The sequence below is a fragment of the Thermomonospora cellulosilytica genome, assembly GCF_014138835.1.
Taxonomy (GTDB): Bacteria; Actinomycetota; Actinomycetes; order Streptosporangiales; family Streptosporangiaceae; genus Thermomonospora; species Thermomonospora amylolytica.
On record NZ_JACJII010000001.1, the window covers coordinates 1,071,145 to 1,086,322 of the forward strand.

The 15,178-nt window shown below is 70.3% G+C and carries 13 protein-coding genes and 1 tRNA gene; 9 read left to right on the top strand and 5 right to left on the bottom strand.

What is annotated here, in order from left to right:
* Nucleotides 1-107: 107 nt before the first annotated feature.
* From HNR21_RS05155 to HNR21_RS05175, 5 genes are all read left to right on the top strand, one after another.
* Nucleotides 108-620, top strand: coding sequence for a DciA family protein (locus HNR21_RS05155; RefSeq protein ID WP_182704276.1), 513 nt, complete (start codon nt 108-110; stop codon nt 618-620).
* Nucleotides 621-990: 370 nt separating this feature from the next.
* On the top strand, nt 991-2,940 hold the full coding sequence (gene gyrB, locus HNR21_RS05160; RefSeq protein ID WP_182704277.1) for a DNA topoisomerase (ATP-hydrolyzing) subunit B: 1,950 nt from the start codon (nt 991-993) through the stop codon (nt 2,938-2,940).
* Between the two features lie 70 nt (nt 2,941-3,010).
* On the top strand, nt 3,011-5,557 hold the full coding sequence (gene gyrA, locus HNR21_RS05165; protein WP_182704278.1) for a DNA gyrase subunit A: 2,547 nt from the start codon (nt 3,011-3,013) through the stop codon (nt 5,555-5,557).
* A 133-nt stretch (nt 5,558-5,690) separates the two neighbouring features.
* Nucleotides 5,691-6,527, top strand: a complete 837-nt coding sequence (locus HNR21_RS05170) for a DUF3566 domain-containing protein (protein WP_312880851.1) — start codon at nt 5,691-5,693, stop codon at nt 6,525-6,527.
* Nucleotides 6,528-6,640: 113 nt separating this feature from the next.
* A tRNA-Ile gene (locus HNR21_RS05175) sits at nt 6,641-6,714 on the top strand.
* A gap of 632 nt (nt 6,715-7,346) precedes the next feature.
* On the opposite strand, the gene HNR21_RS35885 is transcribed toward HNR21_RS05175, so the two are convergent.
* From HNR21_RS35885 to HNR21_RS05195, 4 genes are all read right to left on the bottom strand, one after another.
* Nucleotides 7,347-8,726 (bottom strand): tyrosine-type recombinase/integrase, encoded by a 1,380-nt coding sequence (locus tag HNR21_RS35885; protein ID WP_182704279.1) that lies wholly within the window; start codon nt 8,724-8,726, stop codon nt 7,347-7,349.
* 386 nt (nt 8,727-9,112) lie between these two features.
* Nucleotides 9,113-9,958, bottom strand: coding sequence for an NAD(P)H-binding protein (locus tag HNR21_RS05185; RefSeq protein WP_182704280.1), 846 nt, complete (start codon nt 9,956-9,958; stop codon nt 9,113-9,115).
* Nucleotides 9,959-10,583: 625 nt separating this feature from the next.
* Nucleotides 10,584-10,946 (bottom strand): hypothetical protein, encoded by a 363-nt coding sequence (locus HNR21_RS05190; protein WP_182704281.1) that lies wholly within the window; start codon nt 10,944-10,946, stop codon nt 10,584-10,586.
* Between the two features lie 83 nt (nt 10,947-11,029).
* Complete coding sequence (locus HNR21_RS05195) at nt 11,030-11,656, bottom strand: YdeI/OmpD-associated family protein (protein WP_182704282.1); 627 nt, start codon at nt 11,654-11,656, stop codon at nt 11,030-11,032.
* 160 nt (nt 11,657-11,816) lie between these two features.
* Between HNR21_RS05195 and HNR21_RS05200 the strand changes: the two genes are divergently transcribed.
* The 3 genes from HNR21_RS05200 (at nt 11,817) to HNR21_RS05210 (ending at nt 13,737) form a co-directional block, all read left to right on the top strand.
* Nucleotides 11,817-12,077: a suppressor of fused domain protein gene (locus HNR21_RS05200; RefSeq protein ID WP_246443051.1), complete on the top strand. Its 261-nt coding sequence runs from the start codon at nt 11,817-11,819 to the stop codon at nt 12,075-12,077.
* 64 nt (nt 12,078-12,141) lie between these two features.
* Nucleotides 12,142-12,552, top strand: a complete 411-nt coding sequence (locus tag HNR21_RS05205; protein WP_182704284.1) for a VOC family protein — start codon at nt 12,142-12,144, stop codon at nt 12,550-12,552.
* 489 nt (nt 12,553-13,041) lie between these two features.
* Nucleotides 13,042-13,737 carry a hypothetical protein gene (locus HNR21_RS05210; protein WP_182704285.1) on the top strand — a complete coding sequence of 232 codons (696 nt, stop codon included), beginning with the start codon at nt 13,042-13,044 and terminating at the stop codon, nt 13,735-13,737.
* A 12-nt stretch (nt 13,738-13,749) separates the two neighbouring features.
* Here the strand turns inward: HNR21_RS05210 and HNR21_RS05215 are convergent, their stop codons facing one another.
* Entirely contained in the window at nt 13,750-14,031 is a 282-nt protein-coding gene (locus tag HNR21_RS05215) for a hypothetical protein (protein ID WP_119726320.1), read from the bottom strand.
* Between the two features lie 407 nt (nt 14,032-14,438).
* Between HNR21_RS05215 and HNR21_RS05220 the strand changes: the two genes are divergently transcribed.
* Nucleotides 14,439-14,945 carry a pyridoxamine 5'-phosphate oxidase family protein gene (locus tag HNR21_RS05220; RefSeq protein WP_182704286.1) on the top strand — a complete coding sequence of 169 codons (507 nt, stop codon included), beginning with the start codon at nt 14,439-14,441 and terminating at the stop codon, nt 14,943-14,945.
* The last annotated feature ends 233 nt before the right edge of the window (nt 14,946-15,178 follow it).

The following is a 15,178-nucleotide window of genomic DNA, read 5'->3' on the forward strand; positions in this document are numbered from 1 at the left end:
GAGCGCGCGGAGCGAGGAACGAGCGAGCACGCGACGAGGAGAGCCGGTGCCTCAAGGCGCGCCGTAGGCGAGCGGGGGGCGTGTTATGACCGACGGGGAGCGCGGGCATGAGCGACGATCCACAGGCTGTGCAGGGCGGCGCCCAGGAGGAGCCCCGGCCCAAGTCCGGCATCGAGCTGGCCCGGGAGGCCCTGGCGCAGGCCCGGGCGGACGCCCTCAAGCGCGGCACCGTCCCGGGGCAGGGCAGGCGCAGGGCCGCCAGGTCGCGGCCGGTGCGCGAGCCGGGCCGGGGCGGCGACCCCAAGCCGTTCGGGGCGGCGATCCGGGACCTGCTGGCCGACCGGGGCTGGGAGACCCGGGCGGCGGTCGGCGGGGTGTTCGGCAACTGGCCGGGCATCGTGGGGCCGGAGCTGGCCCGGCACACCAGGCCGGAGCACTTCGAGGACGGCACGCTGACGATCGCGGCGGACTCCACCGCGTGGGCCACCCAGGTGCGGCTGCTGTCGAGCCAGCTGGTGAAGCGGCTCAACCAGGAACTCGGACACGGGACGGTGACCCGGGTCAAGGTCGTCGGGCCCGCCTCGGGGCCGCGCCGGCCGGGAGCCTGGCGGGTGCGCTGAGGCCGCTCCGAAGGTCCAGCTCACCGCCCCGGCGGGGCTCCGGCGGGGCCTGAACATCTGTTCGGGCGCGCTACTGGCGAGTTTCGCGGCGAGCGTCACGTAGGCCAGAGCAACCCCCCTGGCGCATGGGGGGGTTCGTCCTGAGGCCCCTTCGACCGCTACGCGCGTTCCTAGCGCTGCGGAGTGGCCATTTTTGACGGTCGAGCCGGTAGAATGAGGGCGGGTTCAGGATGCTGCGCCGTCACGGGTCGTCCGGGGAGTCGCAAGGCACAACGGACGCCCTTTACGTGTGTTACGGGGCACACCGCGAACGCGGGCACACCACACTCGCGCGGCGCGGCGGCGAGCATCCCCGGCAGGAGGATCTCCTTTGGCGTACGACGCTAGTTCCATCACCGTCCTTGAAGGCCTGGAGGCGGTACGCAAGCGCCCCGGCATGTACATCGGCTCCACCGGCGAGCGCGGACTGCACCACCTGGTCTACGAGATCGTCGACAACTCCGTCGACGAGGCGCTGGCGGGCTACGCCGACACCATCGAGGTGACGCTGCTGGCCGACGGCGGCGTCCGGGTCTACGACAACGGCCGCGGCATCCCCGTGGGCGAGCACCCGGTGGAGAAGCGCCCGGCGATCGAGCTGGTGCTGACCACGCTGCACGCCGGCGGCAAGTTCGACGGCAAGTCCTACGCGGTCTCCGGCGGCCTGCACGGTGTCGGCTCGGCGGTGGTGAACGCGCTGTCCACCCGCCTGGACGCCGAGGTGCGCCGCGAGGGCCACGTGTGGCGGCAGTCCTACACCTGGCGCGGCCCGATCGCCCCGCTGGCCAAGGGCGAGCCCACCGACGAGACCGGCACCATCATCACCTTCTGGCCGGACGGCGAGATCTTCGAGACCCTGGAGTGGAACTTCGAGACCCTCTCCCGCCGCATGCAGGAGATGGCGTTCCTGAACCGGGGCCTGTCGATCACGCTGGTCGACGAGCGTCCCGACCACCTGAACGGCGAGGACGGCACCGAGCCCCGCCGGGTGAGCTACCGCTACGACGGCGGCATCTCCGACTTCGTCCGCTACATCAACGCCAAGAAGGACGCCGTCCACCCCGACGTCATCGCGTTCGAGGACCAGACCGACGGCATGGCGGTGGAGATCGCGATGCAGTGGAGCGGCTCGTACTCCGAGTCGGTCCACACGTTCGCCAACACCATCAACACCGCCGAGGGCGGCACCCACGAGGAGGGGTTCCGCTCCGCGCTGACCACGATCGTCAACAAGTACGCCCGGGACAAGGGCCTGCTGCGCGACAAGGACGACAACCTCACCGGCGAGGACGTCCGCGAGGGCCTGACCGCGATCATCTCGATCAAGCTGGCCGACCCGCAGTTCGAGGGCCAGACCAAGACCAAGCTGGGCAACACCGAGGCCCGCTCGTTCGTGCAGAAGGTCGTGCACGAGCACCTGCGCGACTGGTTCGACCGCGAGCCCGGCCAGGCCAAGGAGATCATCAACAAGGCCAGCCAGGCCGCCCGCGCCCGGATCGCCGCCCGCCAGGCCCGCGACCTGACCCGGCGCAAGAGCCTGCTGGAGTCGACCTCGCTGCCCGGCAAGCTGTCGGACTGCCAGTCCACCGACCCGGCCCGCTCGGAGCTGTACATCGTCGAGGGCGACTCGGCCGGCGGCTCGGCCAAGGGCGGGCGCAACCCGCACTTCCAGGCCATCCTGCCGATCCGCGGCAAGATCCTGAACGTCGAGAAGGCGCGGATCGACAAGATCCTCAAGAACAACGAGGTCCAGGCGATCATCACCGCGCTCGGCACCGGGGTGCACGACGAGTTCGACATCTCCAGGCTGCGGTACCACAAGATCATCCTGATGTCGGACGCCGACATCGACGGCCACCACATCAACACGCTGCTGCTGACCCTGCTGTTCCGGTTCATGCGGCCGCTGATCGAGGCCGGGCACGTCTACCTGTCGCAGCCCCCGCTCTACAAGATCAAGTGGGACCAGCGCGGCCAGGACGCCGAGTACGCCTACTCCGACGCCGAACGCGACGCGATCATCGAGGCGGGCATCGCCGCCGGCAAGCGCGACCCCCGGCCCCGCGACGGCGTGCAGCGCTTCAAGGGTCTGGGCGAGATGAACGCCCAGGAGCTGTGGGACACCACCATGGACCCGGCCCGCCGGGTGCTGCTGCAGGTCACCGTGGACGACGCCGCGCAGGCCGACGAGCTGTTCAGCGTGCTGATGGGCGAGGACGTCGAGCCCCGGCGCGAGTTCATCCAGCGCAACGCCAAGGACGTGCGCTTCCTCGACATCTGACGGCCGGTCCGCCCGCCGCCGGGCGGGCGCCGGCCGCATGACGTTCTGCACCTGAGAAGAGGACTTCGAAGTGACGGAAGTGACCACCGAGGGCGGTGGACCGGGCGAGCGCATCGAACCGGTCGACATCCAGGTCGAGATGCAGCGCAGCTACCTCGACTACGCGATGTCGGTCATCGTGGCGCGGGCGCTGCCGGAGGTGCGCGACGGCCTCAAGCCCGTGCACCGCCGCGTCCTGTACGCGATGTACGACGGCGGCTACCGCCCCGACCGCGGCTACTTCAAGTGCGCCCGCGTCGTCGGCGACGTCATGGGGAACTACCACCCCCACGGCGACAGCGCCATCTACGACACCCTGGTGCGCCTGGCCCAGCCGTGGGCGATGCGGTACCCGCTGGTCGACGGCAACGGCAACTTCGGCTCCCGCGGCAACGACCCGGCCGCGGCGATGCGGTACACCGAGTGCCGCCTCGCCCCGCTGGCCATGGAGATGCTGCGGGACATCGACAAGGAGACCGTCGACTTCTCCCCCAACTACGACGGCCGCTCCTCCGAGCCCGACGTGCTGCCCGCGCGGTTCCCCAACCTGCTGGTGAACGGCTCGGCCGGCATCGCCGTCGGCATGGCGACCAACATCCCCCCGCACAACCTGCGCGAGGTCGCCGAGGGCGTCTTCTGGTACCTGGACAACTTCGAGGCCTCCGACTCCGAGCTGCTGGACGCCCTGATCGAGCGGATCAAGGGCCCCGACTTCCCCACCTCCGGGCTGATCGTCGGCCGCAAGGGCATCGAGGAGGCCTACCGCACCGGCCGCGGCTCGATCACCATGCGCGCGGTGGTCGAGGTCGAGGAGATCCAGGGCCGTACCTGCCTGGTGGTCACCGAGCTGCCGTACCAGGTCAACCCGGACAACCTGGCGCTGAAGATCGCCGAGCTGGTCAAGGAGGGCAAGCTCGACGGGATCGCCGACGTCCGCGACGAGACCTCCGGCCGCACCGGCCAGCGGCTGGTCATCGTGCTCAAGCGGGACGCCATCGCCAAGGTCGTCCTGAACAACCTCTACAAGCACACCCAGCTGCAGGAGACGTTCGGCGCCAACATGCTGGCGCTGGTCGACGGGGTGCCGCGGACGCTGCGCCTGGACCAGTTCATCCGGCACTGGGTGGACCACCAGATCGACGTCATCATCCGGCGCACCCGCTTCCTGCTGCGCAAGGCCGAGGAGCGCGCCCACATCCTGCGCGCCCTGCTCAAGGCGCTGGACCGGATCGACGAGGTCATCGCGCTGATCCGCGGCTCGGCCTCGGCGCAGGACGCCCAGCAGGGCCTGATGGCGCTGCTGGAGATCGACGAGGTCCAGGCGCAGGCCATCCTGGACATGCAGCTGCGCAAGCTGGCCGCCCTGGAACGGCAGGCGATCACCGACGAGTACGACCGGCTGATGGCCGAGATCGCCGACTACAACGAGATCCTGGCCAGCCCGGTGCGGCAGCGCCGGATCGTCCGCGAGGAGCTGGAGCCGATCGTCGACAAGTACGGCGACGACCGGCGCACCCAGATCGTCCCGTTCGACGGCGACGTCTCCTACGAGGACCTGATCGCCGAAGAGGAGATCGTCGTCACCATCACCCGCGGCGGCTACGCCAAGCGCACCCGGGTGGACGCCTACCGCGAGCAGAAGCGCGGCGGCAAGGGGGTGCGCGGCGCCCAGCTCAAGCAGGACGACATCGTCGAGCACTTCTTCGTCACCACGACCCACCACTGGCTGCTGTTCTTCACCAACAAGGGGCGGGTCTACCGGGCCAAGGCCTACGAGCTGCCCGAGGGCGGGCGCGACTCGCGCGGCCAGCACGTGGCGAACATGCTGGCGTTCCAGCCCGAGGAGTACATCGCCGAGGTGCTGGACCTGCGCGACTACGACGTCGCCCCCTACCTGGTGCTGGCCACCAAGCAGGGCAAGGTCAAGAAGACCGCGCTGCGCGACTTCGACTCCCCGCGCACCGGCGGCATCATCGCCATCAACCTCGCCGAGGACGACGAGGTGATCGCCGCCCGGCTGGTCTCGCCCACCGACGACCTGCTGATGGTCTCGACGAACGCGCAGGCCATCCGCTTCCACGCCGACGACGAGCAGCTCCGCCCGATGGGCCGGGCCACCAGCGGCGTGATCGGGATGCGCTTCGACGTCGGCCACGTCCTGGACATGCACGTGGTGCACGACGGCGAGGAGGACGTGCTGGTGGCCACCGAGGGCGGCTACGCCAAGCGCACCCCGGTGGAGCAGTACCCTGTGCAGGGTCGCGGGGGCAAGGGCGTTCTCACCGCGAAGATCGTGGAGTCCCGCGGCCGGCTGGTGGGAGCCCTCATGGTCCGTCCGGAGGACGGCGTGTTCGCGATGACCTCCAACGGGGGCGTCATCCGGACCACCGCCGCCGAGATCAAGCAGTCCGGGCGGCAGACCATGGGGGTCCGGCTGATGAACCTCGCCGAGGGTGACAGCATCGTCGCCATCGCACGGAACGTAGAGTCCATGGGAGAGTCCGCGGCGGGCCTGGACGCCTCCGCGGGCGAGGCCGAACCGAACGACCCCGACGCGGCGGGAGAGGAAACCCAGTGACCCTTAGCCCACATCGCCGCGGCCCCGCCCCGTTCCCGGGCGGGTCCGCGGAGAGGGGTCCGGTGACCGACGCGACCGGCCGGGCGTCGCAGCGGCCCGCGGGCGACGGCCCGCGGGGCCGTGAGGAGGACCAGTGAGCACTCAGCCGAACAAGAGCACGAGCCCTTCGGAGGCCGACGCCACATCCGGTCCCGGCGGTGCGCCGCAGGCCGCCGGCGGCTCCGCCGAGCCGTCCCTGGCCGAGTCCGCCGCCAAGCCCGTGTCCGTCCCGGGCAAGGACGAGGCGGCCCCCGACGCCACCCGTCCCGAGGGCATCGCCCCGGTGAGCGACCCGGCGCCGGGCTCGCGGCCCGGTCCGGCGCCGGGGAAGGACTCCGCCTGGTCGCCGTCCGGCGGACCGGGGCGTCCGGCCATCCAGCCGGCCCAGCCCGCCCAGCCGGGCGGCCCGGGCGCTCCCGGCGCTCCGGGTGCTCCGGGTGCTCCGGGTGCTCCGGGTGCTCCGGGTGCTCCGGGTGCTCCGGGGGCGGCCCCGGCCGCGGCGGTGGGCGGCAAGGACAAGCGCGCTGTGGCCCGCCTGGGCGGCGGCACCAAGTCCCCGCGCCGCGCCCAGCTCCAGCTGTCCCGTCTGGAGCCCTGGTCGGTCATGAAGTTCAGCTTCGTGATGTCGCTGGTGGCGTTCATCGTCCTGCTGGTGGCCGTGACCGTCCTGTACGTCATCCTGTCCGGCCTGGGCGTCTTCGACGCCATCAGCGAGACCGTCAACGACCTCACCCGTGACCAGAACGAGGCCACCGAGGGCGTGGACGCCGGCGGCTGGTTCGGCTTCGGCCGCATCTTCGGCTACACCGTCCTGGTCGGAGCCCTGAACGTCCTCCTCATCACCGCCCTGTCCACCGTGGGCTCCGTGATCTACAACCTGGCCGCCGACCTGGTGGGCGGCGTGGAGGTCACCCTCAAGGAGGCCGAGTAGCCCCTGCGCACCCCCGCCACCGCTCTGCGGGGGACGACCCGGCCAATCGATTTCAGGTTGTCCCCCCAGATGGGGTAATCTCCTTGAGCGTGCCCCACAGAGCGGCGGCACCCGGGCCTATAGCTCAGTCGGTTAGAGCGCATCCCTGATAAGGATGAGGCCGGTGGTTCAAGTCCACCTAGGCCCACCGGGTTTTCCCAGCTCAGAGGCCGGTTCCGATCATGTCGGACCCGGCCTCAAGATCTTTTGTCATCAGGATGTCATCGAGACCCCGCGCGATCATGCCGGACCTCCCGGCACGGAACCTCCTCGGCGACCCCTCCCGCGGACTCCCCGGATGGACATCCGAACCCCGCCGGCCACCGCCCGCCAAGCCGCCCAGAGGCTCGACGCCCTCGGCCGCGGCGAGACGCCAGGCCCACCGGGCTTCCGCCATGATCACGACGTGGGGGATTTCAGCGAACCTCCCGGCCCAGACGCACGACCGGAGGTTCGCTGCAGAACCGAACCCTTGCACCCCGTCGTTCCCATCCCGGACCCGGCGCTTTACCCTGGGGTCCTCATCCGCCCTGCGATGGATCGCAACCTGATGATGGGCTGGTGGGTGCCGGGCAGGTAGTCGACGTCCTCATTCGCCCTGCGAGGGGTCGCAACACGGGCACCGAGCCGGACCCGTAGAACGTGCCGCCGGTCCTCATCCGCCCTGTGAGGGGTTGCAACCCCCGGTCCTGTCGGAGGCTCGTGCCGCCGTCCAGCGTCCTCATTAGCCCTGCGAGGGGTTGTGACGGCACCTCGGCTGTGGGGCGATGCGGGGATCTCTCAGAGATCGAGGGGTGGGGTTGGGGCTTGGTGGAGCTTGATGGCCATGGCGGCGATGGTGGCTCGGAGTTGGTCGTTCTCCAGTTTGAGGGCGGCCAGTTCTGTGGGGTCTTCGTCGTCGGCGGGAGGGGCCGTTCGGATCTTGGAGAGGGCTTCGAGGGCGGTTTCGTCGGCGTTGGGGAGGGTGTGGAGGTACTGCTCGGTGGTGGCGATGGAGGCGTGGCCGAGGCGTTCCTTGACGACCTGGAGGTCGGCGCCGCCTGCCAGGAGCCAGGACGCATGGGCGTGGCGCAGGTGGTGAGGGGTCACGTTGGGGAGGCCGGCGGCGGTGCGGGCCTTGCTCCAGATCTGCTTGCGGAACCAGTCGGCGGGGATGTGGCCGTCGGTCTCGCGTCTTCTGGGGGTGCGGGGGTTGTCCTTGCCGGTTGAGCGGCGGGCTCGGTAGCGGCGGTAGGCCTCCTTGCAGTAGTCGCAGCGGCACCTGCCCGTCGTGTAGGCCGTGAGGGTGCCGTGGTCGTAGACCCTGCCCTTCTCGTTGGGGGCGGTCTTGCCGTGGGTGCCGGGGGCCAGGAAGATCGGCTGCTTTCGTTCCTTGGGCCGGTCGTCCTCCCAGTAGGAGAAGAGGAGGTCGTTCTCCTGCAGGGAGCGGGCCTGTACGTGGGCTTGGAGCTTGCGGGTGATCTGGGTGCTCAGCTTGAAGCGGCGGTACTCCCTGCCCTTGGGGTACGGCTTGACCAGGAACCTCCCGCCGGTGGGGTGGAACTCGGGGGCCAGCTCGATGACGGTGCGGCTGACGGTCAGGATGCGGGTCTTGAAGTCGATGTCCTGGACGCGGAGTTCGGTGAGTTCGCCCCAGCGCAGGCCGCTCTCGATGTCGGTCTCGACGAGGAGGCGGGCGTCGTCGTTCGGCAGCGCCTTGTAGAGGAGGTCGAACTGGTCGGCGGTGATGACCTTCTTCGGGCGCTTGGGGACGGGCGGGATCTTGACGCCCTGGCAGGGGTGCGCGGTGATGACCTGGTCGTTCAGGGCGGTGGTGAAGATCGCGCTGAGGATGGCGCGCTTGCACTTCTGGATCGTGGCCGGTGAGGCGCCGGACGCCTGCATGTGGGAGACCCACTCGCGGACGTGCTCGGGGAGGATCTCGGCCATCTTCATCCGGCCGAAGAAGCCCAGCAGGTGCTTGTCGATCTCGTAGGTGTAGTCCTGGCGGGTGGACGCCTCCAGGACGTGGTGCGGCAGCCACCGCTCCTTGACGTACGTCTCGAAGGTCTGCCGGCCGCGCCGGGGGTCTCCTGACCTGCCCTCGGCGATCTTGGCCTCGGCTCGTTGCCAGGCGGTGTCGGCCTCCTTCCGGGTGGCGAACGTTCCGGCGGACTGCATGACCCAAGATCTCCTTCGCGTCACTCGGCGGAACGCCCATCTTCTTGAGCAGCGACGCCGTGGGTGCCGCAGGTCGTGCAGCCGGATCCGGCGCAGGCCCGCCTGATCACAGATGCGTTCGAAGACGCACGCCAGGTTCCGAGGCTCGACCGGCCGCCCGTTGCGGGTGGTGAAGACCAGACCGGTTGCCTCCCGGTCCGCGCCGGGCCGCCGCTACGGCCCGGTGCCCACGCCGCCCGGCGCGTGCGGCGTGGGCACCGGTCATCGGGCGGCGAACCGCCGGGCCGCACATCAGGACACCGCCGCATGCACCGCGTTCCATCGATCACCGTCAGATACGCGCCACGGCCCCAGGTCGGCTTCAGCCGGGACTCCGAACCGTCGGCTCAGCGGAAGTGGTCGGCGTGCTCTTCCGCCCATGAGCGGAAGGTGCGCGCCGGTACTCCGGTGATCTCCTCCACCGTGGAGGTGATCAGGTTCGAGTCGGGGCGCGTTTCGGCGCTGGCCAGCAGGGCCTCGACCAGAGCGGGTGGCCTGCCGTCGGCGAGCATCTGCTGTCGTGCGGCCTGTACGGGGACCTTTTCGAAGCGCGTCGGACGGCCGATCGCTTCCCCGATCGCGTGCACCTGTTCGGCTCTGCTCAGTACCTGCGGGCCGGTCAGGACGTGTTTCACGCCTGCGTGTCCGTCGTCGGTCAGTGCACGTACTGCCACGGCAGCGACATCGCGTTCGTGGATCACGGCCGTGGCGGCGATGTCGGGACCGCGGACGACGTGTGTGGTGCGGATCTGCTCGGCCCACCCCAGCGCGTTGGAGGCGAGGGTGTCCGACCGCAGAACGGTCCACTCCAGGCCGGATTTCTCGATCAGGCGCTCCATATCGGCGTGGAGCTGGTTGATCGGGTCGGTCTGCCGTTCGGCGTCGTCGCTCACACCCGACGACGACAGATACACGACGCGGCGGGCATGTCGCGCGATCACCTCCAGTACGGCGGAGGCGCCCTCAGCCGTAAGGAAAGGCCAGATCAGGAACACCGTGTCGATCCCGGTCAGTGCCCCCTCCAGCGTGTCCGGCTCGGACAGGTCCCCGCCCCAGACCCTGGCCCCCTCCGGGAGCCCGGCCGATTCGGGACGGCGCACCAGCGCACGTACGGCGGTGCCTGTGGACAAGAGCCGGAGCACGACTTGACGGCCGACATTGCCGGTCGCACCGGTCACAAGAACCTCAGCCATGATCAAGCCAGCCCCGGCCGTGCCCGAAGTATTCCGTCGGCCGACCAAGCCGGTTGAGCGTGCGCGCATCTGGGGACTCCACCGTCCCCAGACCCCTGCGAGCCGGAGCACTCGCCCGCGCGATTCCGTCTGTCCCAACGTCTCGCCGTCCGCGCGGACGAGCACGTCGGACCGGCCGCGTTGACGGCGACGGTGACGGCAACAGAGGCGAACACCGGCGCACGCCCACACACGTCAGGAGCAGGTCAGCACGACTGCGAACGCTGATGGCCTGGGGGCGGAACGAACTGATGAGGCCGGTGGTTCAAGTCCGCCTGGGCCCACTCAGGACCCTGGGACCAGTGTGGTCGCGGCTGACGCCGCTTCCCGCTGGTCCTTCGTCGTGTTGGCGTCTTCCGGCAGCGCAGCGCCCGTACCGAGGGATCGCCGGGGCGGAAAGGGTCAGCCGTCGAGGGTGCGCTTCTGTGGATGGATCGTCTCGCCGCGGGCGAGCATGGCGGCGAACCGGGCGACGCGGCGGGTCCGGGCAGGGCAGCCCCAGCACCTCATCGCGCCGCAGCTTGTGGGCAACACCCGCCCAGCACCCGAGCGAACGGCGGTCCCGGGGGCGCGCCGTCGACCGCTGTCAGCTCGGACGCAGCGGCCACCACAGATGGAACGCGATCAGGACGGTCAGCACGACGCCCACCGGCAACGTCAACGCCGTGACGGCCACCCAGCTGCGCACCGTACGCCAGCCACGGGGCAGCCCAGCACGCAAGAGCCACAGCCACGGAGCCGCGAACCAGGCCGGCAGACAAACCTGAGTCAGCACCGACACCGGTGCGCACGAGGGGTACTCGTAGTAAGTGAGCGGATCAAGCCCACACGCGTGCGACTCCAGCGAGAACAACGTCATCGTCCCGAGCAACGCGATGACCCAGAGCACCACGAACACGAAACCGACCAGCAACGGTCGGCGGTAGTCCGCTGCCGACGAGGTGGGCACGGCATGACCGTAACCCCGTCCGGCGTGGCATGAGGGCGGCCTGGCCTACGTGGACGAGCCCGAAGAGGCCGTTGGGGGGGACTTCACCGGGACGCCGGTGTGCGGGGGTGGGCTGCGTTCTCCTGCGTGAGGAGGGTGGTGATCGCCTTTTGGAGGTGGGCGGCGCGGGTGGCGGGGGTCGTGGCCTTGAGGAGGGGGAGGATCAGCAGGTAGCGGGTGGTCTTGTCGAGGGACTCGAAGCGGGTGGCGGCCTGGGGGTGGGAGGCCAGGGCTTCGGTCAGGTCGGGTGGGACGGTGGCGTCGCGCTGGGCGGGATAGGCCGCCGCCCAGCGGCCGTCCGCCTGGGCGGCGGCGACTTCGGCCAGGCCGGGTGGGCGCATGCGGCCGGCGGCGGTCAGCGCCTCGACGCGTTCGACGTTCATCCGGGACCACGGGCTCCTCTTGCGGCGGCGTGAGAAACGCTGCAGGTAGAAGTGCTCGTCGTGGGATCTGCGGTGGCCGTCGATCCAGCCGAAGCACAGCGCCGTCTCCAGGGCCTGCTCGATCGTGACCGAGACGGCGGGAGACCGCCTTTTGGCGATCTTGAGCCAGACACCGCCCTTGGCGTCATGATGCTCCGCCAGCCATGACTCCCACGCGGCGGCGTCGATGAAGTGCATCGGGCCGGCGTCTGGGACCTTGGAGCCCGGAGTGCTCGTTCCTCGCGACATGCGCCGGTCCCTTCCTCGGTGCCTGCTTCCGTACTGCGGCTCACGCTAGGGACTGTTGCGGAACGTACGGTTCCTCGATCCGAATTTCGCCCGGCCGTGCGTTGTCGTACGTGGTCGATACGCTGCCCGAGGTGGCCGGGCGGGGAGAGTCCTGATGCCGATGGCCGGCCGTTCGACCACGGACACCGCATGGATCCGGGCGGACCGATCACGGGCGCCCCGGCACCCGGCTGACCGCGCTGGCGTTCGCGACCGACCCCGGCTCGGAACCATCGACACGCCTCACGGCAGGGTGCGGTTCCTGACCGTCATCGGGGTGACCGCCGACGAACTGGCCCGGATGAAGGCGACCGGCACCGCACATGTGCTGGCCGAACTCGCGGCCGCCTCGCCGCTCCTGATCACCGACGCGGACCGGTAGACAGGCCCGTGACCCGGCGTTCGGGGCCGGTTCTTTGTCAGACGTCCTGGTTAGGGTGCCGGTCGTGACGTCTGCCATTGAGGAAAACCTGTTCTCCGCGCTCGCGCGTGCGGTGGTCCTTGTCGACGACCCCGATGAGGCTCTGGCCTTCTACCGGGACGTTCTCGGGTTCCGTGTGCTGCACGACCAGACGGCGGAGGGATATCGCTTCCTGCACGTCGGAGTGCCCGGCCAGGAGGGGGTGGGCCTGTGGCTCATGCCCGTGACCGGCGACCGGGAACGCGAGCTGATCGGTCGGCAGTGCGGTGCGCAGCCTCTGCTCGTTCTGTACACCGCCGACCTGGACGCCGTCCGCGAGCGTCTGCGCGCCCATGACGTGCGCGTGTGGAACGAACGGGAGGACGCCGACAGCCGTTCGCTCCACCTGGCCGACCTGTACGGGAACGTGATCGTCGTGGCACAACTGCGGGAGTGACGGCCCTGGACGGCGGGGTGCTGAACGGTGGGCTGCGCGACGACCTCAGCCCGTGAACGCCGGGGCGGATCGTTCGGGAACTGGGCGTCGAGGCCGAGGCGCACGACATCGGGTGGGCGGTGTCCGACCGTGCCGTCTCTGATGAACCGCTGGTCATGGCGTGGCGGGAGCCGGGCCGTTCCTGGACGACCTGAGCCCGTACGAGATCGAGATCGTTGACGTGGGGAGCCGGCCGTCACCGGACCAGGCCGACGAGCTCGCGCTGGTGGTCAGCACCCACGATGCGGGCGATCCCCTGCTCCCCCGGCTGCCCGGGTCGCGGGTGCGCTTCTCCGGGCGCGACGACTGCGTCGGTTGTTCGGAGAGGGCGGGTTTGTTGGAAGGCTTCGCCGCCAAGTGGGGGATTAGGTCCCGGGGAATTCGGTACGGGTCAGGGTGACCGCAGCGGCCGTTGCAGGTCGTGTGGGAAGTCGGTGGACGGGAGGGGGCATGGCTCGTACGGGAGTCAGGCTCGCCGGGATGGTGGTCGGGGCGGCGTGCCTGGTCGGGTGCGGGGGCGGAGACGAACGGCAGGGGGCGGGGGCGGCGTCGCCGAGCAGGGTGCCGACCTCGGTGGTGACGTCTCCGGAGGGTGAGGGTGCCTCCTCGCCGTCGGTGGCCGTGGAACAGGAGCGCTGGTATCAGTACTTCGCGCTGCGCATTCCGCTGCGGGAGGGCTGGCGGGTCACGGACTCGGGACGGGAACGGGAGCATTCCGTGGCGGTGCGGACGGGCGAGTGCATCCGTACCGTCCTGGGGGACGAGAAGTGCCCCGGCTTTCTGCTGGTGGGGCCGGAAGGGATCCAGCGGGCGTACGAGGACGACGGAGTGACGCGGAACGCGTACCGGCCGGAGCGGGCCTATCACCCGGCGCCCGATGTCCAGCCGTGCCTCGACCGGAACCCCGAGCCGGCGCTGGAGAGCGGAACGCCGGAATTGAAAGCCGCCTCCACCGCCGCCGTCGGCGGGCGGAACGCGACCTATCGGGAGTGGCGCATCGCCTGCCGGGATGAGCGCACCGGACGGGTCGGGGAGCGATTCTTCATTCAGCGGGAGTGGTATCTGGCCGCGGAACGGATGCTCGTCGTCGACCAGTGGAGCACGCCCGGTCTGAACGAGGCGCTGGGGCGGGCCCGATGGCGATGATCGAATTCGCCGTCAGGCGCTCCGGCTGGGGCGCGCCCGGGCGGTCTGCGCGGCCTTGCGCTGGGCCGCGGCCGCCCGCGCGCGCATCATGCTCTCCCGGACCTTGGCCGCGCCGCGTTTCGCCGTGGCGGCGTCCCGGACCCGGTCGGCATAGGCCGCCAGCACTTCCCAGACCGGCGGCGGCGTCCATTCCTCCCGCACCGGAGGGGCCGGCGAGTTCCCGTTGACGGTGGAGATCATGAGCGCCGTGCTGCAGTGCGGGCAGCGCACGGCCGAATGCGCATGAGTGCTCATACCACGAATGATTCCCGGAGGGTCTGACAAAACAACCCTTGGGCGTGTCTCGTGGCCGTCCGCGATGATCCGTCATGCCCGCGTCACCGACTTTTCCGATCTTCGTCACCGCCGTTCTCCTGACGAGATCGGCCGGCCGGGCCGGGCCACATCGTCGACGCGATCGGGCGGGACGCGCCCCGGGGCATCGCCGACACACGGTGACGAGGCCGCTGACCAGCGGTTTTCCCGGGAACACGGCGTGATCCGGGCCGACCGCCGGGGTGGCGCCGGCCGTTCCCGGAGAAGACCAGGGGGAAGAGCCCGAGCAGGTCGCGTCCGACCACGGGGGCCGGGACGGTGCCGGCGATGAGTTTCCGCGGTGCGGCCGGTCAGCACGGGCAGGTACCGAACGAGGGAGGCAGGCCATGCCGACGACCGAGCTCGACGCCCGCTACAGCAGCGAGGACGCCACCGCGACCGCCTGGGACGAGGGCCGGGCGGAACTGGAACGGGCGGAGCTGTACTGGCTGTCCACCGTCCGCCCCGACGGCCGCCCGCACGTCACGCCGCTCATAGCGGTCTGGATGGACGACGCCCTGTACTTCAGCACCGGCCCGCAGGAGCGCAAGGCCAGGAACCTGGCCGCCAACCCCCACTGCGTCCTCACCACCGGGACCAACAGGAACGAGGGCCTCGACGTGGTCCTCGAGGGGCGGGCCGACCGCGTCACGGACGAGGGCCGTCTGAAGCGTCTCGCCGACGCCTTCGTCGCCAAGTACGGCGAGGAGTGGCGCTTCGAGGTGCGCGACGGCGCGTTCTGGCAATCGGCCGGCGGAACGGCCTGGGTCTTCGCGGTCGCCCCGGTGAAGGCGTTCGGCTTCGGCAAGGGCGACGTCTACAGCCAGACCCGCTGGACGTTCCCCGGCCCCTGAGCCACGTCCCCGCCCGACGCACGGACCGGCGACGGCCGGGTGACAGGCTCGTTCCCAGGTGGCCGCGCTCCGGAGGGCGGAGAGGAGGTCGCCGTATGAGCGGTGGTCTCGGACACGAACGAGGTCACGGCGACGGATCGCCGTGACCTCGTTCCCCCGGCCCCGTGTCGGCGCACCGACGCGAGTGCTGGGACCGTCGTCCAGACGGGCCTTTCCGCAAGCCCCCCGAGCCC

Excerpts from the sequence above, each read along its gene's own strand:
- HNR21_RS35885 (WP_182704279.1), bottom strand. The coding sequence starts at position 8,726 with ATGCAGTCCGCCGGAACGTTCGCCACCCGGAAGGAGGCCGACACCGCC.
- HNR21_RS05155 (WP_182704276.1), top strand. The coding sequence starts at position 108 with ATGAGCGACGATCCACAGGCTGTGCAGGGCGGCGCCCAGGAGGAGCCC.
- HNR21_RS05215 (WP_119726320.1), bottom strand. The coding sequence starts at position 14,031 with ATGAGCACTCATGCGCATTCGGCCGTGCGCTGCCCGCACTGCAGCACG.
- HNR21_RS05210 (WP_182704285.1), top strand. The coding sequence starts at position 13,042 with ATGGCTCGTACGGGAGTCAGGCTCGCCGGGATGGTGGTCGGGGCGGCG.
- HNR21_RS05220 (WP_182704286.1), top strand. The coding sequence starts at position 14,439 with ATGCCGACGACCGAGCTCGACGCCCGCTACAGCAGCGAGGACGCCACC.
- HNR21_RS05195 (WP_182704282.1), bottom strand. The coding sequence starts at position 11,656 with ATGTCGCGAGGAACGAGCACTCCGGGCTCCAAGGTCCCAGACGCCGGC.
- HNR21_RS05185 (WP_182704280.1), bottom strand. The coding sequence starts at position 9,958 with ATGGCTGAGGTTCTTGTGACCGGTGCGACCGGCAATGTCGGCCGTCAA.
- HNR21_RS05200 (WP_246443051.1), top strand. The coding sequence starts at position 11,817 with ATGGCCGGCCGTTCGACCACGGACACCGCATGGATCCGGGCGGACCGA.